The organism is Streptomyces sp. NPDC087300 (assembly GCF_044744425.1).
Lineage (GTDB): Bacteria > Actinomycetota > Actinomycetes > Streptomycetales > Streptomycetaceae > Streptomyces.
In genome coordinates, this window is the sequence record NZ_JBIUYI010000004.1 from 999,097 (window position 1) to 1,021,382 (window position 22,286).

At 70.6% G+C, this 22,286-nt stretch carries 18 protein-coding genes; 8 read left to right on the forward strand and 10 right to left on the reverse strand.

All coding sequences use genetic code 11. From position 1 onward, the window contains the following. Window positions 1–91 precede the first annotated feature (91 nt). A complete protein-coding gene (locus tag ACIO9J_RS20225; RefSeq protein WP_402000913.1) occupies window positions 92–2,458 on the reverse strand; it encodes a glycosyl hydrolase family 95 catalytic domain-containing protein in 2,367 nt (788 codons plus the stop codon). 458 nt (window positions 2,459–2,916) lie between these two features. On the opposite strand from ACIO9J_RS20225, the gene ACIO9J_RS20230 reads away from it, so the two are divergent. Continuing rightward, window positions 2,917–4,503, forward strand: a complete 1,587-nt coding sequence (locus ACIO9J_RS20230; protein ID WP_402000916.1) for a Na+/H+ antiporter — start codon at window positions 2,917–2,919, stop codon at window positions 4,501–4,503. 9 nt (window positions 4,504–4,512) lie between these two features. Here the strand turns inward: ACIO9J_RS20230 and ACIO9J_RS20235 are convergent, their stop codons facing one another. After that, complete coding sequence (locus ACIO9J_RS20235) at window positions 4,513–5,604, reverse strand: mechanosensitive ion channel family protein (RefSeq protein WP_402000919.1); 1,092 nt, start codon at window positions 5,602–5,604, stop codon at window positions 4,513–4,515. Between the two features lie 43 nt (window positions 5,605–5,647). On the opposite strand from ACIO9J_RS20235, the gene ACIO9J_RS20240 reads away from it, so the two are divergent. Beyond that, complete coding sequence (locus tag ACIO9J_RS20240) at window positions 5,648–6,217, forward strand: dienelactone hydrolase family protein (protein ID WP_402000922.1); 570 nt, start codon at window positions 5,648–5,650, stop codon at window positions 6,215–6,217. Between the two features lie 46 nt (window positions 6,218–6,263). Here ACIO9J_RS20240 and ACIO9J_RS20245 read toward each other — a convergent pair whose 3' ends face one another. The 4 genes from ACIO9J_RS20245 to ACIO9J_RS20260 all read right to left on the reverse strand — a co-directional run bounded on the left by ACIO9J_RS20245 (window position 6,264) and on the right by ACIO9J_RS20260 (window position 10,998). After that, entirely contained in the window at window positions 6,264–7,919 is a 1,656-nt protein-coding gene (locus ACIO9J_RS20245; protein WP_402000925.1) for an alkaline phosphatase D family protein, read from the reverse strand. Between the two features lie 124 nt (window positions 7,920–8,043). Further along, a complete protein-coding gene (locus ACIO9J_RS20250) occupies window positions 8,044–8,862 on the reverse strand; it encodes a thioredoxin domain-containing protein (RefSeq protein WP_402000928.1) in 819 nt (272 codons plus the stop codon). Between the two features lie 42 nt (window positions 8,863–8,904). Further along, complete coding sequence (locus ACIO9J_RS20255; protein WP_402000931.1) at window positions 8,905–9,591, reverse strand: hypothetical protein; 687 nt, start codon at window positions 9,589–9,591, stop codon at window positions 8,905–8,907. A gap of 78 nt (window positions 9,592–9,669) precedes the next feature. Beyond that, window positions 9,670–10,998 (reverse strand): DUF2252 domain-containing protein, encoded by a 1,329-nt coding sequence (locus ACIO9J_RS20260; protein ID WP_402000934.1) that lies wholly within the window; start codon window positions 10,996–10,998, stop codon window positions 9,670–9,672. Window positions 10,999–11,178: 180 nt separating this feature from the next. On the opposite strand from ACIO9J_RS20260, the gene dnaE reads away from it, so the two are divergent. After that, on the forward strand, window positions 11,179–14,721 hold the full coding sequence (dnaE, locus tag ACIO9J_RS20265) for a DNA polymerase III subunit alpha (RefSeq protein WP_402000937.1): 3,543 nt from the start codon (window positions 11,179–11,181) through the stop codon (window positions 14,719–14,721). A 103-nt stretch (window positions 14,722–14,824) separates the two neighbouring features. Next, on the forward strand, window positions 14,825–15,070 hold the full coding sequence (locus ACIO9J_RS20270) for a hypothetical protein (protein ID WP_402000940.1): 246 nt from the start codon (window positions 14,825–14,827) through the stop codon (window positions 15,068–15,070). 111 nt (window positions 15,071–15,181) lie between these two features. Here the strand turns inward: ACIO9J_RS20270 and ACIO9J_RS20275 are convergent, their stop codons facing one another. Then, window positions 15,182–15,361 carry a hypothetical protein gene (locus ACIO9J_RS20275; RefSeq protein WP_402000943.1) on the reverse strand — a complete coding sequence of 60 codons (180 nt, stop codon included), beginning with the start codon at window positions 15,359–15,361 and terminating at the stop codon, window positions 15,182–15,184. A 329-nt stretch (window positions 15,362–15,690) separates the two neighbouring features. On the opposite strand from ACIO9J_RS20275, the gene ACIO9J_RS20280 reads away from it, so the two are divergent. From ACIO9J_RS20280 to ACIO9J_RS20295, 4 genes are all read left to right on the forward strand, one after another. Next, a complete protein-coding gene (locus ACIO9J_RS20280; protein WP_402000946.1) occupies window positions 15,691–16,926 on the forward strand; it encodes an NYN domain-containing protein in 1,236 nt (411 codons plus the stop codon). A gap of 117 nt (window positions 16,927–17,043) precedes the next feature. Further along, window positions 17,044–18,024 (forward strand): ABC transporter ATP-binding protein, encoded by a 981-nt coding sequence (locus tag ACIO9J_RS20285; RefSeq protein ID WP_402001153.1) that lies wholly within the window; start codon window positions 17,044–17,046, stop codon window positions 18,022–18,024. 127 nt (window positions 18,025–18,151) lie between these two features. Continuing rightward, window positions 18,152–18,976, forward strand: a complete 825-nt coding sequence (locus ACIO9J_RS20290) for an ABC transporter permease (protein ID WP_402000949.1) — start codon at window positions 18,152–18,154, stop codon at window positions 18,974–18,976. Window positions 18,977–19,010: 34 nt separating this feature from the next. After that, window positions 19,011–19,718 carry a DUF2567 domain-containing protein gene (locus ACIO9J_RS20295; RefSeq protein WP_402000952.1) on the forward strand — a complete coding sequence of 236 codons (708 nt, stop codon included), beginning with the start codon at window positions 19,011–19,013 and terminating at the stop codon, window positions 19,716–19,718. A gap of 195 nt (window positions 19,719–19,913) precedes the next feature. On the opposite strand, the gene ybaK is transcribed toward ACIO9J_RS20295, so the two are convergent. The 3 genes from ybaK to ACIO9J_RS20310 are packed head-to-tail and all read right to left on the reverse strand — an operon-like array spanning window position 19,914 to window position 22,157. Then, window positions 19,914–20,420 (reverse strand): Cys-tRNA(Pro) deacylase, encoded by a 507-nt coding sequence (gene ybaK / locus ACIO9J_RS20300; protein WP_402000955.1) that lies wholly within the window; start codon window positions 20,418–20,420, stop codon window positions 19,914–19,916. A 16-nt stretch (window positions 20,421–20,436) separates the two neighbouring features. Then, window positions 20,437–21,183: an LON peptidase substrate-binding domain-containing protein gene (locus ACIO9J_RS20305; RefSeq protein ID WP_402000958.1), complete on the reverse strand. Its 747-nt coding sequence runs from the start codon at window positions 21,181–21,183 to the stop codon at window positions 20,437–20,439. 2 nt (window positions 21,184–21,185) lie between these two features. Continuing rightward, window positions 21,186–22,157: a hypothetical protein gene (locus ACIO9J_RS20310; RefSeq protein ID WP_402001155.1), complete on the reverse strand. Its 972-nt coding sequence runs from the start codon at window positions 22,155–22,157 to the stop codon at window positions 21,186–21,188. Window positions 22,158–22,286 lie beyond the last annotated feature (129 nt).

The following is a 22,286-nucleotide window of genomic DNA, read 5'->3' on the forward strand; positions in this document are numbered from 1 at the left end:
AGCGGCGCGCACCGCTCCGACGGTCGTCGGAGCGGCCACGGGATGCTTCCGGAGCGGGCACGCGGTCCCGCAGGGGCGGCCCTGGAGTGCTTCAGGAGGGCAGCCCCCAGCGCGTCCACGCGCCAGCGGCGGGGACGTCACGCGGCCCCGCCTGCGCCCGGCCACCGCGCGGGGTGACCACCGCGGTCGCGCCGCGCGGCAGGCGCACCGAGATCCTGCCCGGCGCCGTCTCACGCCAGAACAGCGGACGGCCACGCTGGTCGCGCACCGTGATCTCTCCCTTGATGCCGTGCTGAAGCGTCAGCGGGGCGCCGGCCTCGCTGTGGACCCGCACCCATCGGGTCGCGCCTCCGGAGCGGTCCGCGTCGACGAGGAAGGCGCCGGGCGTGCGCAGCGACGCGATCGAGGCGTCCGGCCAGCGCGAGGAGACCGAGGGGAAGACCTTCACCACTCCGTCGTGCCCCTGCACTGCCATGTCGAGCATCGACTGCGCGGCGCAGAGCGGGCTCTCCAGGGCGAAGTTCTTTCCCTCGCGGTACATGGTGTTGACCGTCATCGCGCAGTCCGCGACGACCTTCAGGTCGGTGAAGAACGTCAAGTGGTCGAGGGCCTTCTCCGGCTCGTCCATGACGGAGTACATGGAGGACACGGTCGCGTAGCTGTAGCCGTGCCAGAGCTGCCGCATCGAGACCCAGTGGGCCATGCTGCGCCGCATCACGTCCCGGTCGGCGGGCCGGTCCCAGGTGCGTTCGCGCAGCGGGTAGAGCCACAGCAGGTGCGAGTGGTGGCGGTGCGACTCGGCGAGGGGTACGCCCTTGCCGATCAGCACGCCGTCCGCCGGGTCCTCGGCGTAGGGGGTGAGGCGGGTGGCTATGTCCTGCCACAGGCGCGCGCGTGGGTGGTCGGTCCCGAGGATGCGTGCCACTTCGATGAGCGTGCGGGCGCCCCAGCGGATCAGCGACAGGTCGTAGGTGCAGTCGGCGGCGTTCGCGTACTCGGGGGAGCGGGTCTCCAGGAGGTGCAGCTTGCCGTCCGGGCCCTCGTGCAGGAAGTGCGCGTAGAAGTTGATCGCCTTGGTGAGGACGGGGAAGAGGACGTCGCGCAGGATCGCCTTGTCCATGGAGTGCCGGTAGGCCTGCCAGACGTTGTGCATGGCCCAGGTCAGATTGCCGAAGTTGTCGGAGACGTGGCTGCTGCCCGGCGCCCCCACGTCGTAGGTGTCGCCCGCGCGCAGCTGCCAGTCGGAGGGGTGGCCGAGCGCATAGCTCTCGCCGTCGCGGTACGCGGCGGGGACCGAGGTCGGCAGGTTCTTCTCGAAGCGCGCGAACGTGCTGGTGACCGAGTCGAGTTCGGGATGGTTGGAGCCGTGCAGGGGCGCCATGCCGATCTGGACGTTGAGGTTCCACCACACGGCGGTCCAGTTGTTGCCGACCTCGGGGAACCAGGGGCCCCACTCGGAGATCGTCGGGCCGCCGGACCGGGTCGAGGCGGCGAGCTTGTACAGCTGGGCGAGGTAGAAGGACTGCAGGCGCTTGTCCGGCACGGAGAGGAAGCTGCGCCGGTAGTAGCGGTGCCACCAGTCGCGGTGCCGGTCGAGTAGTTCGTCGAGGCCGGCGGAGAGAGTCCGTTCGACGGCGCGGCGGGCCTCGCGGGTCGCTTCCGACACATCGCCGGGGTGGCGGTAGACGAGGTGCGCGGCCAGCAACCTGCCCGTGCCGACGCGGCGTTCGCGCCACGCGGTGGTCCAGCCGCCGCCCACGAGCAGGGGCTGTTGCACGTATCGAACAGATCCCGAGCCGATCTCGGGGTCGGGGTTCGGGGTGTACTCAGGGGGCTTCCCCGATGTGCGGGTGGTCGCGGCGGGCAACCATTGGAATGTCCAGGCGGCGGCCTCCTCACCGGCACTCGGCCTGGTCGACACGAGCAGCGCGCTGCTGTCGTTCTGCACGAGCGCCGTGAACGCCACACTGCCGGCGGTGGTGGTCACGGTGCCGCGCAGCTCGGCATCCCACAGGTCCAGAGTCCAGTCGACGGAGGTGATGTCCCCACGCAGAGTCAACGTGAAGTACCCGATGGGCAGCCGCGAATAGCCGATGCCGCCGCGCCACTGGCCGCGCTGGTCCTGCACCTGGGTGTGGCTCAGCATCAGCTTGAGGGTGTTCGCCGTCCTGCCCGCGTACAGCTGGGCGCCGAGCAGGCCGTTGGCGAGGAAGGGCCCTTCCTGCCAGCCGGTCGGCAGCCGTCGCCACACCATGGCGGCGGCCCGCACCGTCGCCTCGTACGGGTCGGGCCCGTCTCCGGCATCCGTGTGCGCAGCGGAGGCCGGGCTCGGGCCCGCCCAAGCGGTGGCGGAGGAGGCGGTCCACAGGGTGGTGCCCGCCGCGGTGGTGGCGGTCGCGGCGGCCGCGGTCGACACGAAGCGTCTGCGGGAGAGGGGGCGGTGCTCGGGACGGCTCATGCGGTGAGCTCCTTGCGGGAGGTGGCGGCGGAGGAGCTCATGCCGTGATCGGAGTGGGAGAGTGCGGCGTGGGCCTGAGCCTGGGCGGCCTGGGTGCGGGCACGGGCACGGGCATGGTCACGGGCGCGGGGGCGGTCGGCGAGGCCCGGTGGGGCGGCTAAGGGGCCTGCCGGTCGGTCGGGGATGGCTCGGTGCGAGACGGGCATGCGGGCTCCAGACAGATATGTGTCGTGAGTTCTCGTCCCTGAATCCCTCCGCATCGTGCCCGTGGCGCGGCCGAACCGGAAGACCTCGGGGGCCACGTTCTTCCCTGATTCATCCGAGGACTGTTCAGGTCAGTGAACGGTGAGGTCATCGCCGCGAGAGGAGGAAGAAAGGGCATTGGTCCGGTTCACGGGGAATGCGTGGCAGGGTTGAGGTCTTGATCGTCCGAGTCTCGACCGCCGGAGGGCACTTCCGTGGATCAACTGGCGCTGCTGCTCATCTTGTTGCTCGGTGCCGTGGTGACCGTGCCGCTGGGAGATCGGCTCGGGCTGCCCGCGCCCGTGCTGATGACCCTGGCCGGCATCGGCATGGCCCTGCTGCCGTTCGTGCCCAATGTCGAGATCCCGCCCGACTACATCCTTCCGCTGGTGCTTCCGCCGCTGCTCTACGCGTCCGTGCAGCGCACCTCTTGGAGGCAGTTCGCGGCCAACAGACGCCCTATCTTTCTGCTCGCCGTGGCGCTGGTGTTCGTGACGACGGCGGCGGTCGCGGCGGTGGCCAACGCGGTCGTCCCCGGGGTGCCGATCGCCGCGGCCGTCGCGCTCGGGGCGCTCGTCGCGCCGCCCGACCCGGTCGCGGCGACCGCCGTCGCGGGCTCGCTCGGGCTGCCGCGCAGGCTCGTGTCGATCCTGGAGGGCGAGGGGCTCTTCAACGACGTCACGGCGATCGTGCTCTACCACGTGGCGATCGCTGCGGCGGTGAGCGGGACGTTCTCTTGGCCGTCCGCGGTGGGGCAGCTGGTGCTGTCCGCGGTGGTCGCGGTCATCGTCGGCCTCGTGCTCGGCTGGGTGACCACCAAGCTCATGGGGCTGCTCGGCGACGCCACCCTGCAGACCGGGCTCACGCTGCTCGTGCCCTTCGTCAGCTATGTGCTCGCCGAGGAGCTGCTGGGCTCCGGGGTGCTCGCGGTGCTGACCACCGCGCTGTACCTGGCCGAGCAGGCCGTCGACGCCGACGACGTGCTCGGGCGGATCACCGGGCAGACGTTCTGGCAGATCGTCGACACGCTGGTGACCGGGGCCGCGTTCGGGCTCATCGGCCTGGAGCTGCACAACGTCTTCGGGACGGCGGACGGCCGTGAGGCGGAGATGTTCGGCTGGGGCGCCGTGGTCGTCGTGGTGGTCGTCGGCGTACGGCTGTTGTGGCTGATGCCGGCCACCTGGCTGGCCAAGCGGCTGCACAAGCGCAGGGACTACGACGAGGACATTCCGACCACGTGGCGCGAGACCGTCGTCATGTGGTGGGCGGGGATGCGTGGTGTGGCGTCCGTCGCGCTGGCGCTCGCCATTCCGCTGAAGACGGACGACGGGGCGCCGTTCCCGGCCCGTGACGAGATCATCTTCATCGCGTTCTGCGTCATCATGGCGACCCTGGTCGCCCAGGGGCTCACGCTGCCCTGGCTGGTGCGCAAGCTCGGGGTGCGCGCCGACACCGACGCGGAGCGGATCCTGGAGCGCGAGCTCGCGCTGCGCGCCGCCAAGGCGGCCAAGCGCCGCCTCAAGGAGATCGAAGAGGTCGAGGAGCTCCCCGAGGAGGTCGCCGAGCGGTTGCAGCGCGGAGCGTTCGACATCGGCGCGAGGATCAGCCCGGACATGATCGACGACGAGCGGAGGGAACGGTTCACCAAGCGCGTCGACCGGATCAAGGCGGTCCAGCGGATCCAGCGCGAGATGATGTCGGCCGCCCGGCACGAGGTGCTCGCCGCGCGGAGCGAGCCGGGTGCGGACCCGGAGATCGTCGACCGGGTCCTGCACCACTTGGACGTACGCAGCCTGAGGTGAGCTCGTCGGCTAGCCCCGGCCGGTGCGCGGGACCTCGGGGGAGACGGGGTGCGGGCGGTCGCCGTTCGGGGTGGGCTCGGCCCAGGCGGTGTTCACCTTGGGCAGCGCGTACGGATGCTGCTCGGTGAGCCAGCGCACCAGCTGTTCGCGGACGGTGACGCGCACCGTCCAGATGTCGTCCGCGTCCTTGGCGGTGACCAGGGCGCGGACCTGGATCGTGTTCGGCGTGGTGTCGGTGACCGCCAGGCCCCAGTCCCTGCCGTCCCAGGCCCCGCAGTCGCGCAGGACGTCGTGCAGCTTCTCGCGCATCTGCGGGATCGGCGCCGTGTGGTCCAGCTGGAAGAAGACGGTGCCGGTCATCTCGGCGCCGCCGCGTGACCAGTTCTCGAAGGGCTTGGACGTGAAGTACGAGACCGGCATGGTGATCCGGCGCTCGTCCCACGTCCGTACGGTCAGGAAGGTCAGCGTGATCTCGTCCACGGTGCCCCACTCGCCGTCCACCACCACGGTGTCCCCGAGCCGCACCATGTCGCCGAAGGCGATCTGGAGCCCCGCGAAGAGGTTGCCGAGGGTGGACTGGGCCGCGACACCGGCGACGATGCCGAGGATGCCCGCGGAGGCGAGCAGCGAGGTGCCCGCCGCCTGCATCGCCGGGAACGTCAGGAGCATCGCGCCGACCGCGACCACCCCGACGATCGCGGTGACCACGCGCTGGATGAGCGCCACCTGCGTACGGACCCTGCGGACGCGGGCGGGATCGCGGTGGGCCGCGGCGTAGCGGGCGTACGAGGACTCGACGACGGCCGTCGCGATCCGCACCACCAGCCAGGCGGTGGAACCGATCAGGACGAGCGTGAGGACGCGGCCGATGACCGCCGAGTGCTCTTCTGCGATCTTGGTCTGCCGGTAGGAGCCTCTGAACATGGCCGTGCACAGGACTACTTGAAGGGGGACTCGGCAGCGGCGCAGCAGGCCCCACAGCGGGGTCTCACGATGCCGTTCGTCGGTCCGGCGCAACAGCACGTCGACCAGCCAGCCGACGACCACCGTGAGCACGACCGAGCCGCCGATCACGATCAACGGGCGCAGTACGTTCTCCATGCCTCCGAGGGTAGGGGGCGTGGGCGGATGGCACGATGGCCCCATGAACATCATGCTTTTCCACTCGACGTACGGGCTGCGGCCCGCGGTGCACGCGGCGGCGGACCGCCTGCGTGCCGCGGGGCACGAGGTGTGGACCCCGGACCTCTTCGAAGGGCGCACCTTCGACGACGTCGAGGAAGGCATGGCCTTCAAGGACGAGCTCGGCAAGGACGAGCTCCTGAAGCGCGCCATCCTGGCCGCCGCGCCCTACTCCGAGCGCGGTCTGGTCTACGCGGGCTTCTCGCTGGGCGCGGCGACCGCCCAGACGCTCGCGCTCGGCGACGACAAGGCCCGCGGCCTGCTGCTCCTGCACGGCACGTCCGACATCGCGGAGAGCGCGACGGTGGACGAGCTGCCGGTGCAGCTGCACGTGGCGGAGCCCGATCCGTTCGAGACGGACGACTGGCTCAGCGCCTGGTACCTGCAGATGCAGCGGGCCGGGGCCGACGTGGAGGTCTACCGCTACGCGGGCGCCGGGCACCTCTACACCGACCCCGACCTGGACGACTACGACGCCCAGGCCGCGGAGGCGACGTGGCGCACGGCGCTCGGCTTCCTCGAGACCCTCTGAGCGCACTCCGGGGCGCTCGCCGGGGACCCGCCGAGCGCCCGGCGGGTCAGCGCACGGGTGCGTCCGCCCGCTCGACCTTCTGCGTGCCGTTGAGCGTGCGGTACGAGCGGGCCCAGGACGAGGTGGCGCGCGGGTCCTTGCGGTCGGAGAGGACGTAGTAGTCCATCTGCGAGCGTTCGGCGGTGACGTCGAGGACGCCGTAGCCGTGCGAGTCCATGTCCAGCCACTTCACATGGCGGTTGGCCGCCTTGATGGCGCCGACCGCGACCAGCGAGACGGTGTGCGGGGCGACGTGCAGCATGTCGTCCACGTTGTCGGAGGTCACCGAGGTGACCACGAACTCCGTGGCGACCGAGCGCGACAGCGGGTAGGTGGCCGCCTTGGCCGGTACGTCGTTCGCCCAGGCCATGTGGATGTCACCGGTGAGGAAGACGGTGTTGCGGATGTTGTTGTCGCGCAGGTGGTTGAGGAGTTCCTTGCGGTCGTCCGTGTAGCCGTCCCACTGGTCGGCGTTGATGGCCAGGCCCTCCTTGGGCAGGCCGAGCAGCTCCGCGAGGGGCTCCAGGAAGTGCGCGGGTAGCGAACCGAAGGCCACCGGCGAGATCATCACCGAGGTGCCGACCAGCTTCCAGGCCGCGTCCGACGCGGTGAGCCCCGACTTCAGCCAGTCGAGCTGGGCGCGGCCCGTGATCGTACGGTCCGGATCGTCGACGTCACCGCTGCCGAAGCCGGCCTGCTCGGAGCGGAAGGACCGCAGGTCGAGCAGGTGCAGATCGGCCAGCTTGCCGTAGCGGATCCGGCGGTAGACGGTGCCCTCGGTGGAGGGGCGCACGGGCATCCACTCGAAGTAGGCCTGCTTGGCCGCCGCCATGCGGTGGTCCCAGCCGCCCTCGGTGTCGGGCGAGTGGTTCTCGGCGCCGCCCGACCAGGCGTTGTCGGCGAACTCGTGGTCGTCCCATATCGCGATGACCGGGTGCGTGGCGTGCATCGCCTGCGCGTCACTGTCCGTCTTGTGGACGCCGTGCCGGGTCCGGTAGTCCGAGAGCGTGAGGATCTCGTGCTTCGGCTCGTGCTGGCGTACGACGTTCTCGGCGGACGGGTACTCGCCGCTCTTGTACTCGTAGATGTAGTCGCCGATGTGCAGGACCGCGTCGAGTTCGGTGCGGGCCGCGAGGTGGCGGTAGGCGGAGAAGTATCCGGCCTCCCAGTTGGCGCACGACACCACGCCGAAGCGGACGCCCGGCGCGGCCGCGTCGTGCGCGGGAGTGGTGCGGGTGCGGCCCACGGGGGAGTGGACGTCTCCTACGGAGAAGCGGAAGTAATAGGCGGTCGCCTGGCGCAAGCCCCTTACGTCGGCCTTGACCGTGTGGTCCGACGCCGCCCGCGCGGTGGTGCTGCCGTGGCCGACGACCCGGGTGAAGCCCTTGTCCTCGGCGATCTCCCAACGCACCTCGGTGTCGGGCCCCTTGCCCGAGCCCGGTACGGCGTCCGGCGTGGGGGTCACGCGGGTCCACAGCAGGACGCCGTCGGGCAGCGGGTCGCCCGATGCGACTCCGTGGTGGAACGCGGGCCCTTCGGCGGCGTGCGCGGGCACGGCGGCGAGCGGGGCGAGTGCGGCGGTGGCGGCCGCGGCCTTCACGACGGTGCGGCGGCGCGGCGTCAGTGAGTTGGCAGGTGCTTCTGGGTTCAATCGACTGGTCACGGGCGATCACCTTACTGATCGGTAATCGCAAAGAGCGGGCGAACTCCATGAGTTCGCCCGCTCTTTTGCCACGCGCCTTCTCGGCGCGGGGGGTTGTGCGTCAATTCAACCGGTTACGTCCGGTTCAGCCCTTGAGGGCCTTGTCGATGGCGGTCTTGTAGTCCGCGACGGTGCTGGGGGCGGTCTTCGAGCCGGGCCCGGTCAGCTGCTTGCCGTCCATGACGAGGGACGGCGTGGCGTCGACGCCGTCCTTGTTGTCGTCGAACGTCTTCGACATCTCCAGGGCCCACCGGTCGAAGGTTCCGTCCTTGACGTCCTTCTCGAAGTCCTTGTTGTTCTTGAGCGCGGGCACCTCGGCGGCGGCGTCGAGGAGGTACGAGTCGTTCTTGAACTTGTCGTCCTGCTCGGAGGGGTGGATCTTCGCCGAGTAGAGCACCTTCTTGTACTCGAGGAAGGCGTCGTCGCTGACGTTCAGGGCCGCGCCGAGCGCGCTGAGCGCGTTGCGGGAGCCCTCACCGGGCAGGTTGCGGTCCAGGAAGGTCGCCCCGATGAACTGGATCTTGTACTTGCCGTCCTTGAGGTCCTTCTCCATGGTCGGGCCGACCGTCTGCTCCAAGCCCGCGCAGATCGGGCAGCGCGGGTCCTCGTAGACCTTGAGTGTCTTCTTCGCGGAGTCCTTGCCGAGGACGACGGTCGTGCCGTTCTTGCCCGAGGCGTTGGCCGGCTTCACCAGCTTGGCGTCCTTGGCCTCTTCCCAGTAGCCGGGCTTGTTGGACTGCATGACGGCGTAGCCGACGCCGCCGGCTATCGCGAGGACGGCGACGATCGAGACGCCGACGATGATGCCGCGCTTGCGCTTCTCCCGCCTGCGCTCGGCTTCCTGCTGGGCGCGGATCCGCTCACGGGCGGCGGACTTGGAGGCCTGGCTGTTGCGCTTGCTCATGATCTGTTTCTCCGTGTGGGTGTACTGCGTGGGGTGCTGTGCTCAGGCGATGGCGGCCGAGCACGGCGGTCCACGCCGCCCCACGAAGTGCACGAGAAGGCGCGTCCGCACGGCTCGCACCCGGCGCTCGGGGCGCGGCAGGCGGCGTACGGGAGCGGGGGACGAGGTCACCGAGGCGACCGCGATGAGCAGCGGCCGGAACGTGGCGGCGGCGACCGCGCGGAGCAGCTGGCCGAGCGCCCGCTCGCCGCGCCGCAGCCAGGCCGCCGCGAGGAGGCCCACGCCGACGTGCGCGCCGAGCAGCAGCCAGGCGGCACCGGGGTCGGCCTCGGAGAGCAGTGCGGACGCGGTGTCGTGCCCGTCCGCGGTGATCCGGGCCAGCGGGGTGCCGAGCGGAGTGCCGCCGCACAGCACGTCGAGGCCGACGGAGCGCAGGGGGCCCGCGACGGGACCGCCCGCCTCGCCGTAACAGACGTGCTGTCCCGCGGTGAAGACCGTGTCGGCGGCCAGCTCCAGCGGGATCAGCAGGGCGGCGATGCGCCCGTAGCCGCGCTCGCGCCCGGCCATCGCGTACGCGATGACGAAGACGGCGGCGGCGATCGCCGCGACGGTGGTCAGCGGCAGGGGGACCTGGGACAGCAGCACGTGCGACGCGGCGGAGAGCGTCACGACGAGCGCCGTGAAGAGCGCCGCGCGCACGGCTCTGAGCTGGGTCCCTGATATGTCCATCGCGGAGGAGTGTGCCATGTGTTCCTGTAGGACGTCCCTAAAGGGTCCCTATGAGTTCCACGATGGCCTGCGGATGCCCTACAGCCCCGGAATCCGGCCGTTGCGGAACAGGTCGACGAAGATCTGGTGATCGCTGCGCGCGCGTGCCCCGTAGGTGTGGGCGAAGTCCACGAGGAGGTCGCCGAGGCCGGACTCGTCGGCCGCGATGGCGGCGTCGATGGCCCGCTCCGTGGAGAACGGCACCAGGTCCGAGTGGCCGCTCTCGTCGTCCGCCGCCGCGTGCATCGTGGCGGTGGCGCGGCCCAGGTCGGCGACCACCTGGGAGATCTCGTCCAGGTCGTCGATGTCCGACCAGTCCAGGTCCACCGCGTACGGCGATACCTCGGCGACGAGCTGGCCCGCGCCGTCCAGCTCGGTCCAGCCGAGCCACGGGTCGGCGTGCGCCTGGAGGGCGCGCTGCGAGATGACCGTGCGGTGCCCCTCGTGCTGGAAGTAGCCGCGCACGGCCGGGTCCGTGATGTGCCGCGAGACCGCGGGGGTCTGCGCCTGCTTGAGGTAGATCACGACGTCGTTCTCCAGGGCGTCGCTGTTGCCCTCAAGCAGGATGTTGTACGACGGCAGGCCCGCGGAGCCGATGCCGATGCCGCGGCGGCCCACGACGTCCTTGACCCGGTAGGAGTCGGGGCGGGTCAGCGAGGACTCGGGCAGCGTCTCCAGATAGCCGTCGAACGCGGCGAGCACCTTGTAGCGGGTGGCCGCATCCAGCTCGATGGAGCCGCCGCCCGGCGCGAAGCGGCGCTCGAAGTCGCGGATCTCCGTCATCGAGTCGAGCAGCGAGAAGCGGGTCAGGGAGCGGGCGTCGCGCAGCGCGTCCAGGAGGGGGCCCTGGGCGGTGTCCAGGGTGAAGGGCGGCACCTCGTCGCTCTTGGCGCCCGTCGCCAGGTCGTGGATGCGCTCGCGGTACGCCGCGGCGTAGACCCGCACCAGGTCGGCGATCTGCTCGTCGCTGAGCGCCTTGGTGTAGCCGATAAGGGCCACGGAGGCGGCGAAGCGCTTCAGGTCCCAGGTGAAGGGGCCGACGTACGCCTCGTCGAAGTCGTTCACGTTGAAGATCAGGCGGCCCTGGGCGTCCATGTACGTGCCGAAGTTCTCGGCGTGCAGGTCGCCGTGGATCCACACCCGGCCGGTGCGGTCGTCCAGGTAAGGGCCGCCGTGCTGCTCGCGCTCCAGGTCGGCGTAGAAGAGGCAGGCGGTGCCCCGGTAGAACGCGAAGGCGGAGGAGGCCATCTTCCGGAACTTCACCCGGAACGCGGCGGGGTCCGCGGCCAGCAGCTCGCCGAACGCGGTGCCGAAGACGGCGAGGATCTGCTCGCCGCGCTGCTCGGCAGTGGGCTGCGGGACCGACATCGCTGGGTGCCTCCTGGTACAGGGTGGTGCGTGACATGGGGGACTGGTGTCTCGACCGGTCCAACGCTCGACGGTACCCCCGAGTGCCCGCCGACTGTCAGTGCTCCCGATTAGACTTCCACGCTGTCCCCCCAGACTGTCCGCAGCCTGTCGCCCAGCGTTCTCCGGAGGCCTTCCGCCGTGACCAAGCCGCCCTTCACGCACCTGCACGTGCACACGCAGTACTCACTGCTCGACGGTGCCGCGCGGCTCAAGGACATGTTCGACGCTGCCAATGAGATGGGCATGACGCATATCGCCATGTCCGACCACGGCAACCTGCACGGGGCGTACGACTTCTTCCACTCGGCGCAGAAGGCGGGCGTGACGCCGATCATCGGCATCGAGGCGTACGTCGCCCCGGAGTCGCGGCGGAACAAGCGGAAGATCCAGTGGGGCCAGCCGCACCAGAAGCGCGACGACGTGTCCGGTTCGGGTGGTTATACACACAAGACGATCTGGGCGGCGAACGAGACGGGCCTGCACAACCTCTTCAAGCTGTCCTCGGACGCCTACGCCGAGGGCTGGCTGCAGAAGTGGCCCCGCATGGACAAGGAGACCATCTCCCAGTGGTCCGAGGGCCTGATCGCGTCGACCGGCTGCCCTTCCGGTGAGCTGCAGACCCGGCTGCGCCTCGGCCAGTTCGACGAGGCCGTGAAGGCGGCCGCCGAGTACCAGGACATCTTCGGCAAGGACCGGTACTTCCTGGAGCTGATGGACCACGGCATCGAGATCGAGCGCCGGGTCCGTGACGGGCTCCTGGAGATCGGCAAGAAGCTCGGCATCCCGCCCCTGGTGACGAACGACTCGCACTACACGTACGCGCACGAGTCGGTCGCGCACGACGCCCTGCTGTGCATCCAGACCGGCAAGAACCTCTCGGACCCGGACCGCTTCCGGTTCGACGGGACGGGCTACTACCTGAAGTCCACGGACGAGATGTACGCCATCGACTCCTCGGACGCGTGGCAGGAGGGCTGCCGCAACACGCTCCTCGTGGCCGAGCAGATCGACACGACCGGCATGTTCGAGAAGCGCGACCTCATGCCGAAGTTCGAGATCCCGGACGGCTTCACCGAAGTCACCTGGTTCCAGGAGGAGGTCCGGGTCGGCATGAACCGCCGCTACCCGGGCGGTGTCCCCGACGACCGGCAGAAGCAGGCCGAGTACGAGATGGACATCATCATCCAGATGGGCTTCCCCGGGTACTTCCTGGTGGTCGCCGACTTCATCATGTGGGCCAAGAACAACGGCATCGCGGTCGGCCCCGGCCGAGGCTCCGCGGCCGGTTCGATCGTCGCGTACGCGATGGGCATCACCGACCTCGACCCGATCACCCACGGACTGATCTTCGAGCGGTTCCTCAACCCCGAGCGCGTCTCCATGCCCGATGTCGACATCGACTTCGACGAGCGCAGGCGCGTCGAAGTGATCAGGTACGTGACGGAGAAGTACGGCGCCGACAAGGTCGCCATGATCGGTACGTACGGAAAGATCAAGGCGAAGAACGCCATCAAGGACTCCGCGCGCGTGCTCGGATATCCGTACGCGATGGGTGACCGCCTCACCAAGGCGATGCCCGCCGACGTCCTCGGCAAGGGCATCGACCTCTCCGGCATCACCGACCCCAAGCACCCGCGCTACAGCGAGGCGGGCGAGATCCGGGGGATGTACGAGAACGAGCCGGACGTGAAGAAGGTCATCGACACCGCCAAGGGCGTGGAGGGCCTGGTCCGGCAGATGGGCGTGCACGCGGCCGGCGTGATCATGTCCAGCGAGCCGATCGTCGACCACGCGCCGCTCTGGACGCGGCACACCGACGGCGTGACCATCACGCAGTGGGACTACCCCCAGTGCGAGTCGCTCGGCCTGCTCAAGATGGACTTCCTGGGCCTGCGCAACCTGACCATCATGGACGACGCCGTCAAGATGGTGCGGGCGGGCAAGGGCATCGACCTGGAGATGCTCTCCCTCGAACTGGACGACCCGAAGACCTTCGAACTGCTCTGCCGCGGTGACACGCTCGGCGTCTTCCAGTTCGACGGCGGACCGATGCGCTCGCTGCTGCGCCAGATGCAGCCCGACAACTTCGAGGACATTTCCGCCGTCTCGGCCCTGTACCGGCCGGGCCCGATGGGCATGAACTCGCACACGAACTACGCGGAGCGCAAGAACGGCCGCCAGGAGATCACGCCGATCCACCCGGAGCTCGAAGAGCCCCTGAAGGAGACGCTGGGCCTCACCTACGGCCTCATCGTGTACCAGGAGCAGGTGCAGAAGGCCGCGCAGATCATCGCCGGCTACTCGCTCGGCGAAGCCGACATCCTGCGCCGCGTGATGGGCAAGAAGAAGCCCGAGGAGCTGGCGAAGAACTTCGTCCTCTTCCAGGAGGGCGCGAAGAAGAACGGGTACTCGGACGCCGCGATCCAGGCCCTGTGGGACGTCCTGGTCCCCTTCGCCGGCTACGCGTTCAACAAGGCGCACTCCTCGGCGTACGGCCTGGTCACCTACTGGACCGCCTACCTGAAGGCGAACTACCCGGCCGAGTACATGGCCGCGCTGCTCACCTCGGTGAAGGACGACAAGGACAAGTCGGCCGTCTACCTCAACGAGTGCCGGCGCATGGGCATCAAGGTCCTCCCGCCGAACGTGAACGAGTCGGTGCACAACTTCGCCGCGCAGGGCGACGACGTGATCCTCTTCGGCCTGGAGGCGGTCCGTAACGTCGGTACGAACGTGGTCGAGTCGATCATCCGCTCGCGCAAGGCGAAGGGGAAGTTCACCTCCTTCCCCGACTACCTGGACAAGGTCGAGGCCACCGCCTGCAACAAGCGCACCACCGAATCGCTCATCAAGGCGGGCGCGTTCGACACGATGAACCACACCCGCAAGGGCCTGACCGCGCAGTACGAACCGATGATCGACAACGTGGTCGCGGTCAAGCGCAAGGAGGCCGAGGGGCAGTTCGACCTCTTCGGCGGGATGGGCGAGGAGTCCGGCGGCGACGAGCCGGGCTTCGGGCTCGACGTGGAGTTCTCCGAGGACGAGTGGGAGAAGACGTATCTGCTCGCCCAGGAGCGGGAGATGCTCGGTCTGTACGTCTCCGACCACCCGCTCTTCGGTCTGGAGCACGTCCTGTCCGACAAGGCCGACGCGGGCATCGGGCAGCTCACCGGCGGTGACTTCTCGGACGGCTCGGTGGTCACCATCGGCGGCATCATCTCGGGCCTCCAGCGCAAGATGACCAAGCAGGGCAACGCCTGGGCCATCGCGACCGTGGAGGACCTCGCGGGCTCCATCGAGTGCATGTTCTTCCCGGCCACCTATCAGCTGGTGTCGACCCAACTGGTCGAGGACGCCGTGGTGTTCGTCAAGGGCCGCCTGGACAAGCGCGAGGACGTGCCCCGGCTCGTCGCGATGGAGATGCAGGTCCCCGACCTGTCGAACGCGGGCACCAACGCGCCCGTGATCATCACCATTCCGACGGTCAAGGTGAGCCCGCCGATGATCACCCGCCTCGGCGAGGTGCTCAGCCACCACCGGGGCAACAGCGAGGTGCGGATCAAGCTCCAGGGGGCGCAGAAGACCACCGTGCTGCGGCTCGACCGGCATCGCGTCAAGCCGGACCCGGCGCTCTTCGGCGATCTGAAGGTGCTGCTCGGCCCGTCCTGCCTGGCGGGCTGACCCGCCCCGGCGCTGAACCGCCCCTTACTTATCCGAACCGGACACATCGAGGAGTAAGATGCATAGTGCATCTAGTTCTTCTCGCGTGTGAGGGTTGAGTGCCGTGAATGGTGCCGCTGTCGACAAGGCCGTATTTCTGATGCGTGAGGCGCACCAGTCCCCGGAGGCGACCCGCCGGGCACTCAAGTCCTATTTCCCGCAGATGGAGTTCGTCGACCGGGTGTCCCACGTGCGGGTCGCCTACGAGGTCATCCAGGGCGGCCGCAAGGTCGCCAGGCCCGGCCTCTCCGAGCTCCAGAAGCCGAGCGCGTTCATGGTCGCCCACGAGCGGCACGGCTTCACCGACTGACCGCGCGCGCCGACCGCATGGGGCCGCCGCATCGGCCGCATCGGCCGCGTCACGTACGCCACGAGGGGCGCACCCGTTCCGGGTGCGCCCCTCGCGTGTGCCTGGCGACCGTCAGTTGTGGCCGAAGCGGCGCTGGTGCTTACGGGCGACGTCCGCGGGGCTGCCCTGAGCCTGCGACTGGACCGCCGACTGGGCGTCCGAAGCGGCCGACTTGGCCTGCTCCTGCGCCTGCTCGGCCTGAGAGGCGCGGTTCTGCTGGTCGCCCTGCTTGCGGTTCTTGTTCTTGGCCATGGTGATCTTCCTCCTGAGGGGGATCTGGGGGCCAGGACGCGACCAGATTCACATATGGCATCAAGGTGCGCATTTCGGAGAATTACCGTGCGTAATAAGGGCCGTCGGAGAGTGAACCTCGGTTGCGCCACGCCGAAGATCGAGTTCGGGCCGTTAACCTCTGCCCGGTCGGGCAGACTCGAAGGAAACCCGACGCGGACCCGCACCCCGATTCGTTGCCCTTACGGGGTGTCTTCGTGGGCCTTCGAGGGAACGTCCAGGAACCTCCGGGCACTTTTCGGGAACTTCCAGTTACACCAGGGAACCTCCAGGGAAAGAGGGTGGATCGCGTGGACCGCTGCATCGTCCTGGTGGACGCCGGGTATCTGCTGGGTGCCGCCGCGAGTCTCCTCGCGGGTGAGCCTTCCAGGTCCCGGATCACCGTCGATCACACCGCCCTGATCCAGGGCCTTCGCGAGCGCGCGGAATCCGATACCGAGCGCCCTCTGCTGCGTATCTACTGGTTCGACGGCGCGCCCGACCGGGTGCCGCAGCCCGAACACCGCCGGCTGCGCGTCATGCCCCGTGTCACGGTCCGGCTCGGCGCCCTGACCCGCAGCGACGGACGGTGGGCCCAGAAGGGCGTCGACGCCGCGATGCACGCCGAGCTGACCGAGCTCGCGCGCAACCGCGCCTGCTCCGACGTCGTGCTCGTCACCGGCGACGGCGATCTGCTGCCCGGCATGATGGCCGCCAAGGAGCACGGCGTCGCCGTCCACCTGTGGGCCGTGCAGGCCGCCGACGGGGACTACAACCAGTCCGAGGACCTGGTCGCCGAGGCCGACGAGCGGCGCGTCCTCGACCGGAACTGGATCACCAAGGCCGTCCGCCCCAAGGAGCTCACCGGCAGCTGCGCCCCGCCGCCCGCGCCGCGCCCCGAGATCGCCGCGATCCTCTCCGCGCCGCTGCCGGAGTCCGCGCTCGCGGCCGCCGCCCAGCGTGCCGAGGAGGTCGCCCCCGCCCGCCACCCGGAGACCTCGTCCAACGGCGACGGCGAGGAACACCGGATGCCCGCGGGCAAGGGCGTGCCCACCCCCAAGGACCTCGCGGCGCTGCGCGGCCCCGGCACTCAGCCCGCCCAGCACCCCACCAACGCGACCCTGCGCTGGTCCTCCGACAAGGGCTGGGTCGAGCGGCCCGGCGGGGCGCCCGAGGGCCCCGAGGCCGCCGCCCTGCCGACCCTGGCCCAGCTGACGACGGCCGAGCAGCGCTGGGCCGACCGCGAGGAGGACATCACCACGGTCGGCGGCGACCCGTACGAGGTGGGACAGGTGTTCGCCCGCCGGTGGATGGCGCGCCTTCCGGAGCAGCACAATCTGCAGAAGCTGTCGACGATGTACCCCCGCATCCCGCACCGCGTCGACGGCGAGCTGCTGCGCTACGCGGCCAGGTTCGGCCTGCTCGCGCACAAGGACGACCAGATCGACGAGCACGACCGGTACGCGATCAGGGCCGGTTTCTGGCGGGAGATCGACGTGCGCACGGCCGCGGAGCACGCGCCCGCGGGGGACCGCGCCGGTGACTGACGGGGGGCGTACGAGGCGCCCCGGGCGTCGTTCACGGCCGTGGACCCCGTAGGCTCGTCCTTCGTGAGTACGCGCCCGGCACCGGCAGTCCGACAGGGACTCCGTCAGGAACTCGGCATCGACGCCGTCTGCGCGGTGCGCGACCTGGTGAAGACCTACCCGGCCGTCCGCGCCCGGCGCGGCAGGCCCGCGACGCCCGAGGTCCGCGCGACCGACGGGATCGACCTGACGATCCGGCGCGGCGAGATCTTCGGCCTGCTCGGGCCCAACGGGGCGGGCAAGTCCACCCTCGTACGCCAGCTGACGGGTCTGATGCGGCCCGACAGCGGCGGCGTCGAGATCCTCGGCCACGACATCGTGCGCCACCCCGAGCGGGCCGCGCGGATCCTCGCCTATCTGGGGCAGGAGTCCACCGCGCTCGACGAGCTGACCGTGTCGCTCGCCGTCGAGACGACCGGGCGGCTGCGCGGACTCGACGTACGGCAGGCGCGCGGCGAGCGGGACGCGGTCCTGGCGGAGCTGGGGCTCACGGACCTGGCCGCGCGCCCGCTGAAGAAGCTTTCCGGGGGACAGCGGCGGCTCGCCTGCTTCGCCACCGTGCTGGTGGGGGAGCGGCCGCTGCTCGTCCTCGACGAACCGACCACCGGAATGGACCCCGTCGCGCGGCGGGCCGTCTGGGCGGCGATCGACCGGCGCAGGGCGGAGCAGGGCGCGACGGTGCTCCTGGTCACGCACAACGTCATCGAGGCGGAGACCGTCCTGGACCGCGTCGCCGTGCTCGACCAGGGCAAGGTCATCGCCTGTGACAGTCCGGCCGGGCTCAAGGAGCAGGTCGCCGACGAGGTCAGGGTGGAGCTCGTGTGGCGCGAGCGGGCGCCGCTCGACGTGCCCGAGGTGGCCGCGTTGCGATCCTCCGCGGTGGAGTCGGGGCGGCGGTGGTCCCTGCGGCTCGCCCCGGACGAGGCGCGGGCCGCGGTCGCCGCGGTGACCGGTGGCGCCGCGTTCGCCGCGCTGGACGACTTCTCCGTGGCCACGCCCAGTCTGGAGGACGTCTATCTTGCGTTGGGCGGGAGTGGACGGGGGCTGGTGAAGGCGTGAGTTCTTCGGCCGCGGGTTCGTCCGGGGCGCCCTGTGCCGCCGCTTCGCGGCGGACGGCTCCCACCCGCCCATCCGTTTACCCCGCACCGAACGGTGCGTTGAGGATCCATGACAGAGGGGTTGTCCGGTGAGTGCGGTTCCCTTGGAAGCCGTTGTGCGGGCCGACGGCGTCCGTGCGGCGCAGGAGGCCGAAGGGCCCGCCCCTCTCGGGCCGCCCGCCCGGCTCTTTCCCGCGCTGTCCGCCGTCTACCGCGCCCAGCTCTCCCGCGCGCGGGTCGCGCGGATACCGCTGCTCTTCGTGGCGACCTTCCAGTCCGTCGGGATCATGATCCTGATGCGCGGCGTCGTCGACGGGGGCGGGGAGGCGCGGGCGGTCGTCGCCGGTTCCTCCGTGCTCGTCGTCGCGTTCGTCGCGCTCAATCTGCTCGCGCAGTACTTCGGGCAGCTGCGGGCGGACGGCGGGCTCGACCACTACGCCACGCTGCCCGTGCCGCCCGCCGCCGTGGTGCTCGGCGCCGCGGCCGCGTACGCCTCCTTCACGGTGCCCGGCACGGTCGTCACGGCGATCGTCGGCTGCGGTCTCTTCGGGCTTCCGCTCACGCATCTGTGGGTGCTGGTCGCGGTGATCCCGCTCGCCGGTGCCGCCCTCGCGGGGCTCGGCGCCGCGCTCGGGCTGCTCGCGCCGCGACCCGAACTCGCCACGCTGCTCGGCCAGATGGGCATGTCGGCCGCACTGTTGCTCGGGGTGCTGCCGGCCGACAGGATGCCGGCGGTGCTGCAATTCGCGCGTGACCTGCTGCCTTCGACGTACGGCGTGGAAGCCTTCGCGCGCACGTTCGGGCCCGAGCCGGACTGGGCCGTCGTCGTGCTCGACCTGGCGGTCTGCGCGGGGGTCGGCGTCGCCTCGCTGGCCGTCGCCACCTGGGCGTACCGCCGGGCGGCCGTCCGGTGACGCGCCGCACAGGGAGTACTGGCACGATGTGTGGGTGACCGCACCGCTGACACCCTCCCAACCGCCGCACAACGAGCCATCGAACGACCCCTGGCAGGCACCCGCGCAGACGTCGGGGGCCACGGCTTCGCACGGATACCAGGAGGACGGGCCCGGCATGAAGACCGAAGTGCGGCAGGCCGCGGTGCTCGCGGTGGTGGTGGCCGTCAGCGGCCTCCTGCTCGGACTCCTGTGGACGTGGCTCACGCCGCGCGTGCCGCTCATCTCGGACGGCAAGGCGGTGTACCTCAAGGACACCGAGGGCGAGCAGGCGATCGCGATCGACGGAACGTTCACCCTGCTCGCGCTCGCCTTCGGACTGGTCTGCGGAGTGCTCGTCTTCCTGCTGCGCAGGCGCGGCGGTCTCCCGCTGGTCGTCGGCCTCGCGCTGGGCAGCCTCGCCGGGTCGCTGCTCGCCTGGAAGCTCGGCCACTGGATCGGCCCCGAGACGGACGTCGTCGCGCACGCCAAGGCGGTCGGCAAGGGCGTCGTCTTCGACGCGCCGCTCGACCTCAAGGCCAAGGGCGTCCTGCTCGCCTGGCCGGTGGCCGCGCTCGCCGTGCACCTCGGCCTGAACGCGCTGTTCGGCCCGCGCGACCCCGAGCCGTATCCGGCGCCCTACGGCGGGAGCGCGCCCTACGGAGGGCACGCGCCGTACGAAGGGCCCCGGAGCGACGGCCATCCCGGGGGGACGGGTTCCTAGACGGGCAGGTTCCCGGCAGTGCTCAGGTCCCTGGAGGGGTTCAGGCGGGGCGCTTGCCGTGATTGGCCTTGCGCTTCTTCGCCCGCCACTTGCGCATGCGCGTCTTCTTCGACATGCCCTGGGTTCTTAGTCCGGGCCCGGACGGGTGTCGAGGGCTCTTTCACGTCGTACGCGTACGGGGTGGGCGCAGCCGCCTCAGGCGCGGCCCACCGGTGCCAGGACCGCGTCCGTGAGCGCCGCCAAGTCGGCGGGTGCCAGCTCCACTTCGAGGCCGCGGCGGCCCGCGGAGACGCAGATCGTGGCGTGCGCGGACGCCGAGTCGTCCAGGACCGTGCGGAGCTTCTTGCGCTGGCCCAGCGGGGAGATGCCGCCCCTGACGTAGCCCGTGGTGCGCTCGGCGGCCGCCGGGTCGGCCATGACGGCGCGCTTGCCCGCGACCGCGGTGGCGAGCGCCTTCAGGTCCAGGCTGCCCGCGACGGGCACGACGGCGACGGTCAGCTCGCCGTCCACCTCGGCGACCAGCGTCTTGAAGACCCTGTCGGGGGAGACGCCCATGGCCTCGGCCGCCTCGTCGCCGTACGAGGGGTGGGCGGGGTCGTGCGCGTAGGAATGCACGGTGAAGGCGGTGCCCGCCGCGGTGAGCGCCACCGTCGCGGGCGTGCCGCCCGCGCCCGTCTGCTGCTTCTTCTGCTTCTTGCCCACGGTCGCTCCCCGCACGTCAGTTGAGGCTTGTGGTGCCCCGCGTCAGTTCCGTCGCGGGCAACGACGGCAGATTACGGATGATCGCGGTCTCGGCGCGCAGCAATTTCAGCTCCTCGCGCAGCCGCGCCGCGGTGTCCGTCGCCTCCAGGAGCCGCTGCTTGGTGGGGGTGTCCAGGACGGCCGCCGCGGCGACCAGGTACGACACCACAGACGGGTCGTCCGGCAGCTCGGCGCCCGTCGAGAGCGAGCGCTCGCGCGCCCCCGCGAGCCGCTTCTGGTAGGAGCGGAAGGCGCGCAGCACGCCCTCGGCGAGGGCTCCCGCCTCCTCGCCGGGCTCCTCGGGGACCTCCTCGACCTCGGCGGTCAGGAAGGCGCCTGAGGCGTCGACCGAATGGATCCGGACCCGGGTCGTGCCGGTGGCGAGCACCTCGAAGCCGCCGTCGTCCCGCTCCCTGATGGTCGCCGCGTCGGCCACGCAGCCCATCGTGTGGAACGCCTTGAGGGGGTCGTCGCCGAAGCCCGCGGCCGGGCCGTGCTCGGGCAGCGCCGTCTGGTCGGGGAGCCCTGGCGAGCTGGGCGCCACCTCGAGGCCGTCGCGGATCGCGACGACGGCGAACTGGCGCTGCTCCTCCTCAGGGGTCTTGAGCAGCTCGCGCATCATGGCGCGATATCGCTCCTCGAAGACGTTCAGCGGCAGGACGAGGCCGGGGAACAGCACCGAGTTGAGCGGAAAGAGCGGAAGCCGGGTGGTCACGACCGGCAAGCCTAATGCTCACCGGGGCGCGCGCGGTCGCGCGGAGTGCGCAGCGGGGTCATCGAGGCCACTTCGATGCGTACGCCGTCGCGCAGTTCCAGGAACTGGCCGAGCGGATCGTCCGCCATCCGGTCCCAGGGGAAGGACGTCGCGTACGGGCCGATCAGGCGCAGCTGTTCGAGGGCGTCGTCCCAGCGTTCCAGGCGCACCAGGACGTACGTGAGGAGGTTGCGGACCTCGGCGGGCCAGGGGTCGCCCTCGGCGTACTCCCTGGACAGGGCGATGGCGAGGTCGGCCGCCGCGTCCAGGCGCCGGCGCGGCACCTTGCCCGACGGGCTGGTGAGGTAGGCGAAGGCCGCGCGGGCCGGGAGGACCTGTATCAACGAGCCGGGCAGCGCGTCCTGGGCGGCGCGCTCGGCGAAGTCGAAGCACTCGCGGTGCGAGCCGTACCAGGCGGCCGACAGGTACTGGAGGGCCGAGGCATGGCAGCCGTAGTGGTACGAGGAGCGGCGCACCGCCTCCTCCCACAGCTGCTCGAAGACGGTGTGCGGGGCATGCGTGCCGCGCGCGTGGTCAAGGGCGATCCGCCAGGGCACCGGATCGCGCGGATCGGCGTCGGCGGCGGCGCTGAGCAGCGGGCTGGCGTCGCGGAGCAGCTCGGCGCGGGCCGGCGACTCCCAGCCGCGCACCACCGCGAGCTCGGCCTTGACGAGCAGGGCGTCCGGGTCGTGCGGGGAGGCGCCGAGCCAGTCGTCGAACCACTCGGGGCGGGAGCGGGCGAAGGCGGCGAGGCGCGTGGTGTAGCGGTCGCGGTTCTCCCACTCGGCGGCCTCGCGGGAGGTGGCCAGGAGCTTGGCGGCGGGGCCGTAGTCGCCCCGGCCAGCGGCGACGAGGGCGGGGGCCAGGCGCTCGTCGGGGACGTCGAGGAGCACCTCGTCGTCGGGCGGCAGTCCCGCGGCGAGCCGCGGGGTGTGCCGGACCATGCGGGCGGTACGGATGAAGGCACGCAGCACCGTGCCCTCCTTTACGCCTCAACCGGCCCCGCTCGCGCGGACTCTCCGGTCACCGTCGTGGTTGCTCCATTGTTGGTTGCGCTGGGATGACGGTCCAGG

Bases quoted from the DNA above. Each gene is read 5' to 3' on its own strand.
- ACIO9J_RS20255 (WP_402000931.1), bottom strand. From the start codon at position 9,591: ATGGACATATCAGGGACCCAGCTCAGAGCCGTGCGCGCGGCGCTCTTC.
- ACIO9J_RS20250 (WP_402000928.1), bottom strand. From the start codon at position 8,862: ATGAGCAAGCGCAACAGCCAGGCCTCCAAGTCCGCCGCCCGTGAGCGG.
- ACIO9J_RS20225 (WP_402000913.1), bottom strand. From the start codon at position 2,458: ATGAGCCGTCCCGAGCACCGCCCCCTCTCCCGCAGACGCTTCGTGTCG.
- ACIO9J_RS20310 (WP_402001155.1), bottom strand. From the start codon at position 22,157: ATGGTCCGGCACACCCCGCGGCTCGCCGCGGGACTGCCGCCCGACGAC.
- ACIO9J_RS20240 (WP_402000922.1), top strand. From the start codon at position 5,648: ATGAACATCATGCTTTTCCACTCGACGTACGGGCTGCGGCCCGCGGTG.
- ACIO9J_RS20235 (WP_402000919.1), bottom strand. From the start codon at position 5,604: ATGGAGAACGTACTGCGCCCGTTGATCGTGATCGGCGGCTCGGTCGTG.
- ACIO9J_RS20275 (WP_402000943.1), bottom strand. From the start codon at position 15,361: ATGGCCAAGAACAAGAACCGCAAGCAGGGCGACCAGCAGAACCGCGCC.
- ACIO9J_RS20260 (WP_402000934.1), bottom strand. From the start codon at position 10,998: ATGTCGGTCCCGCAGCCCACTGCCGAGCAGCGCGGCGAGCAGATCCTC.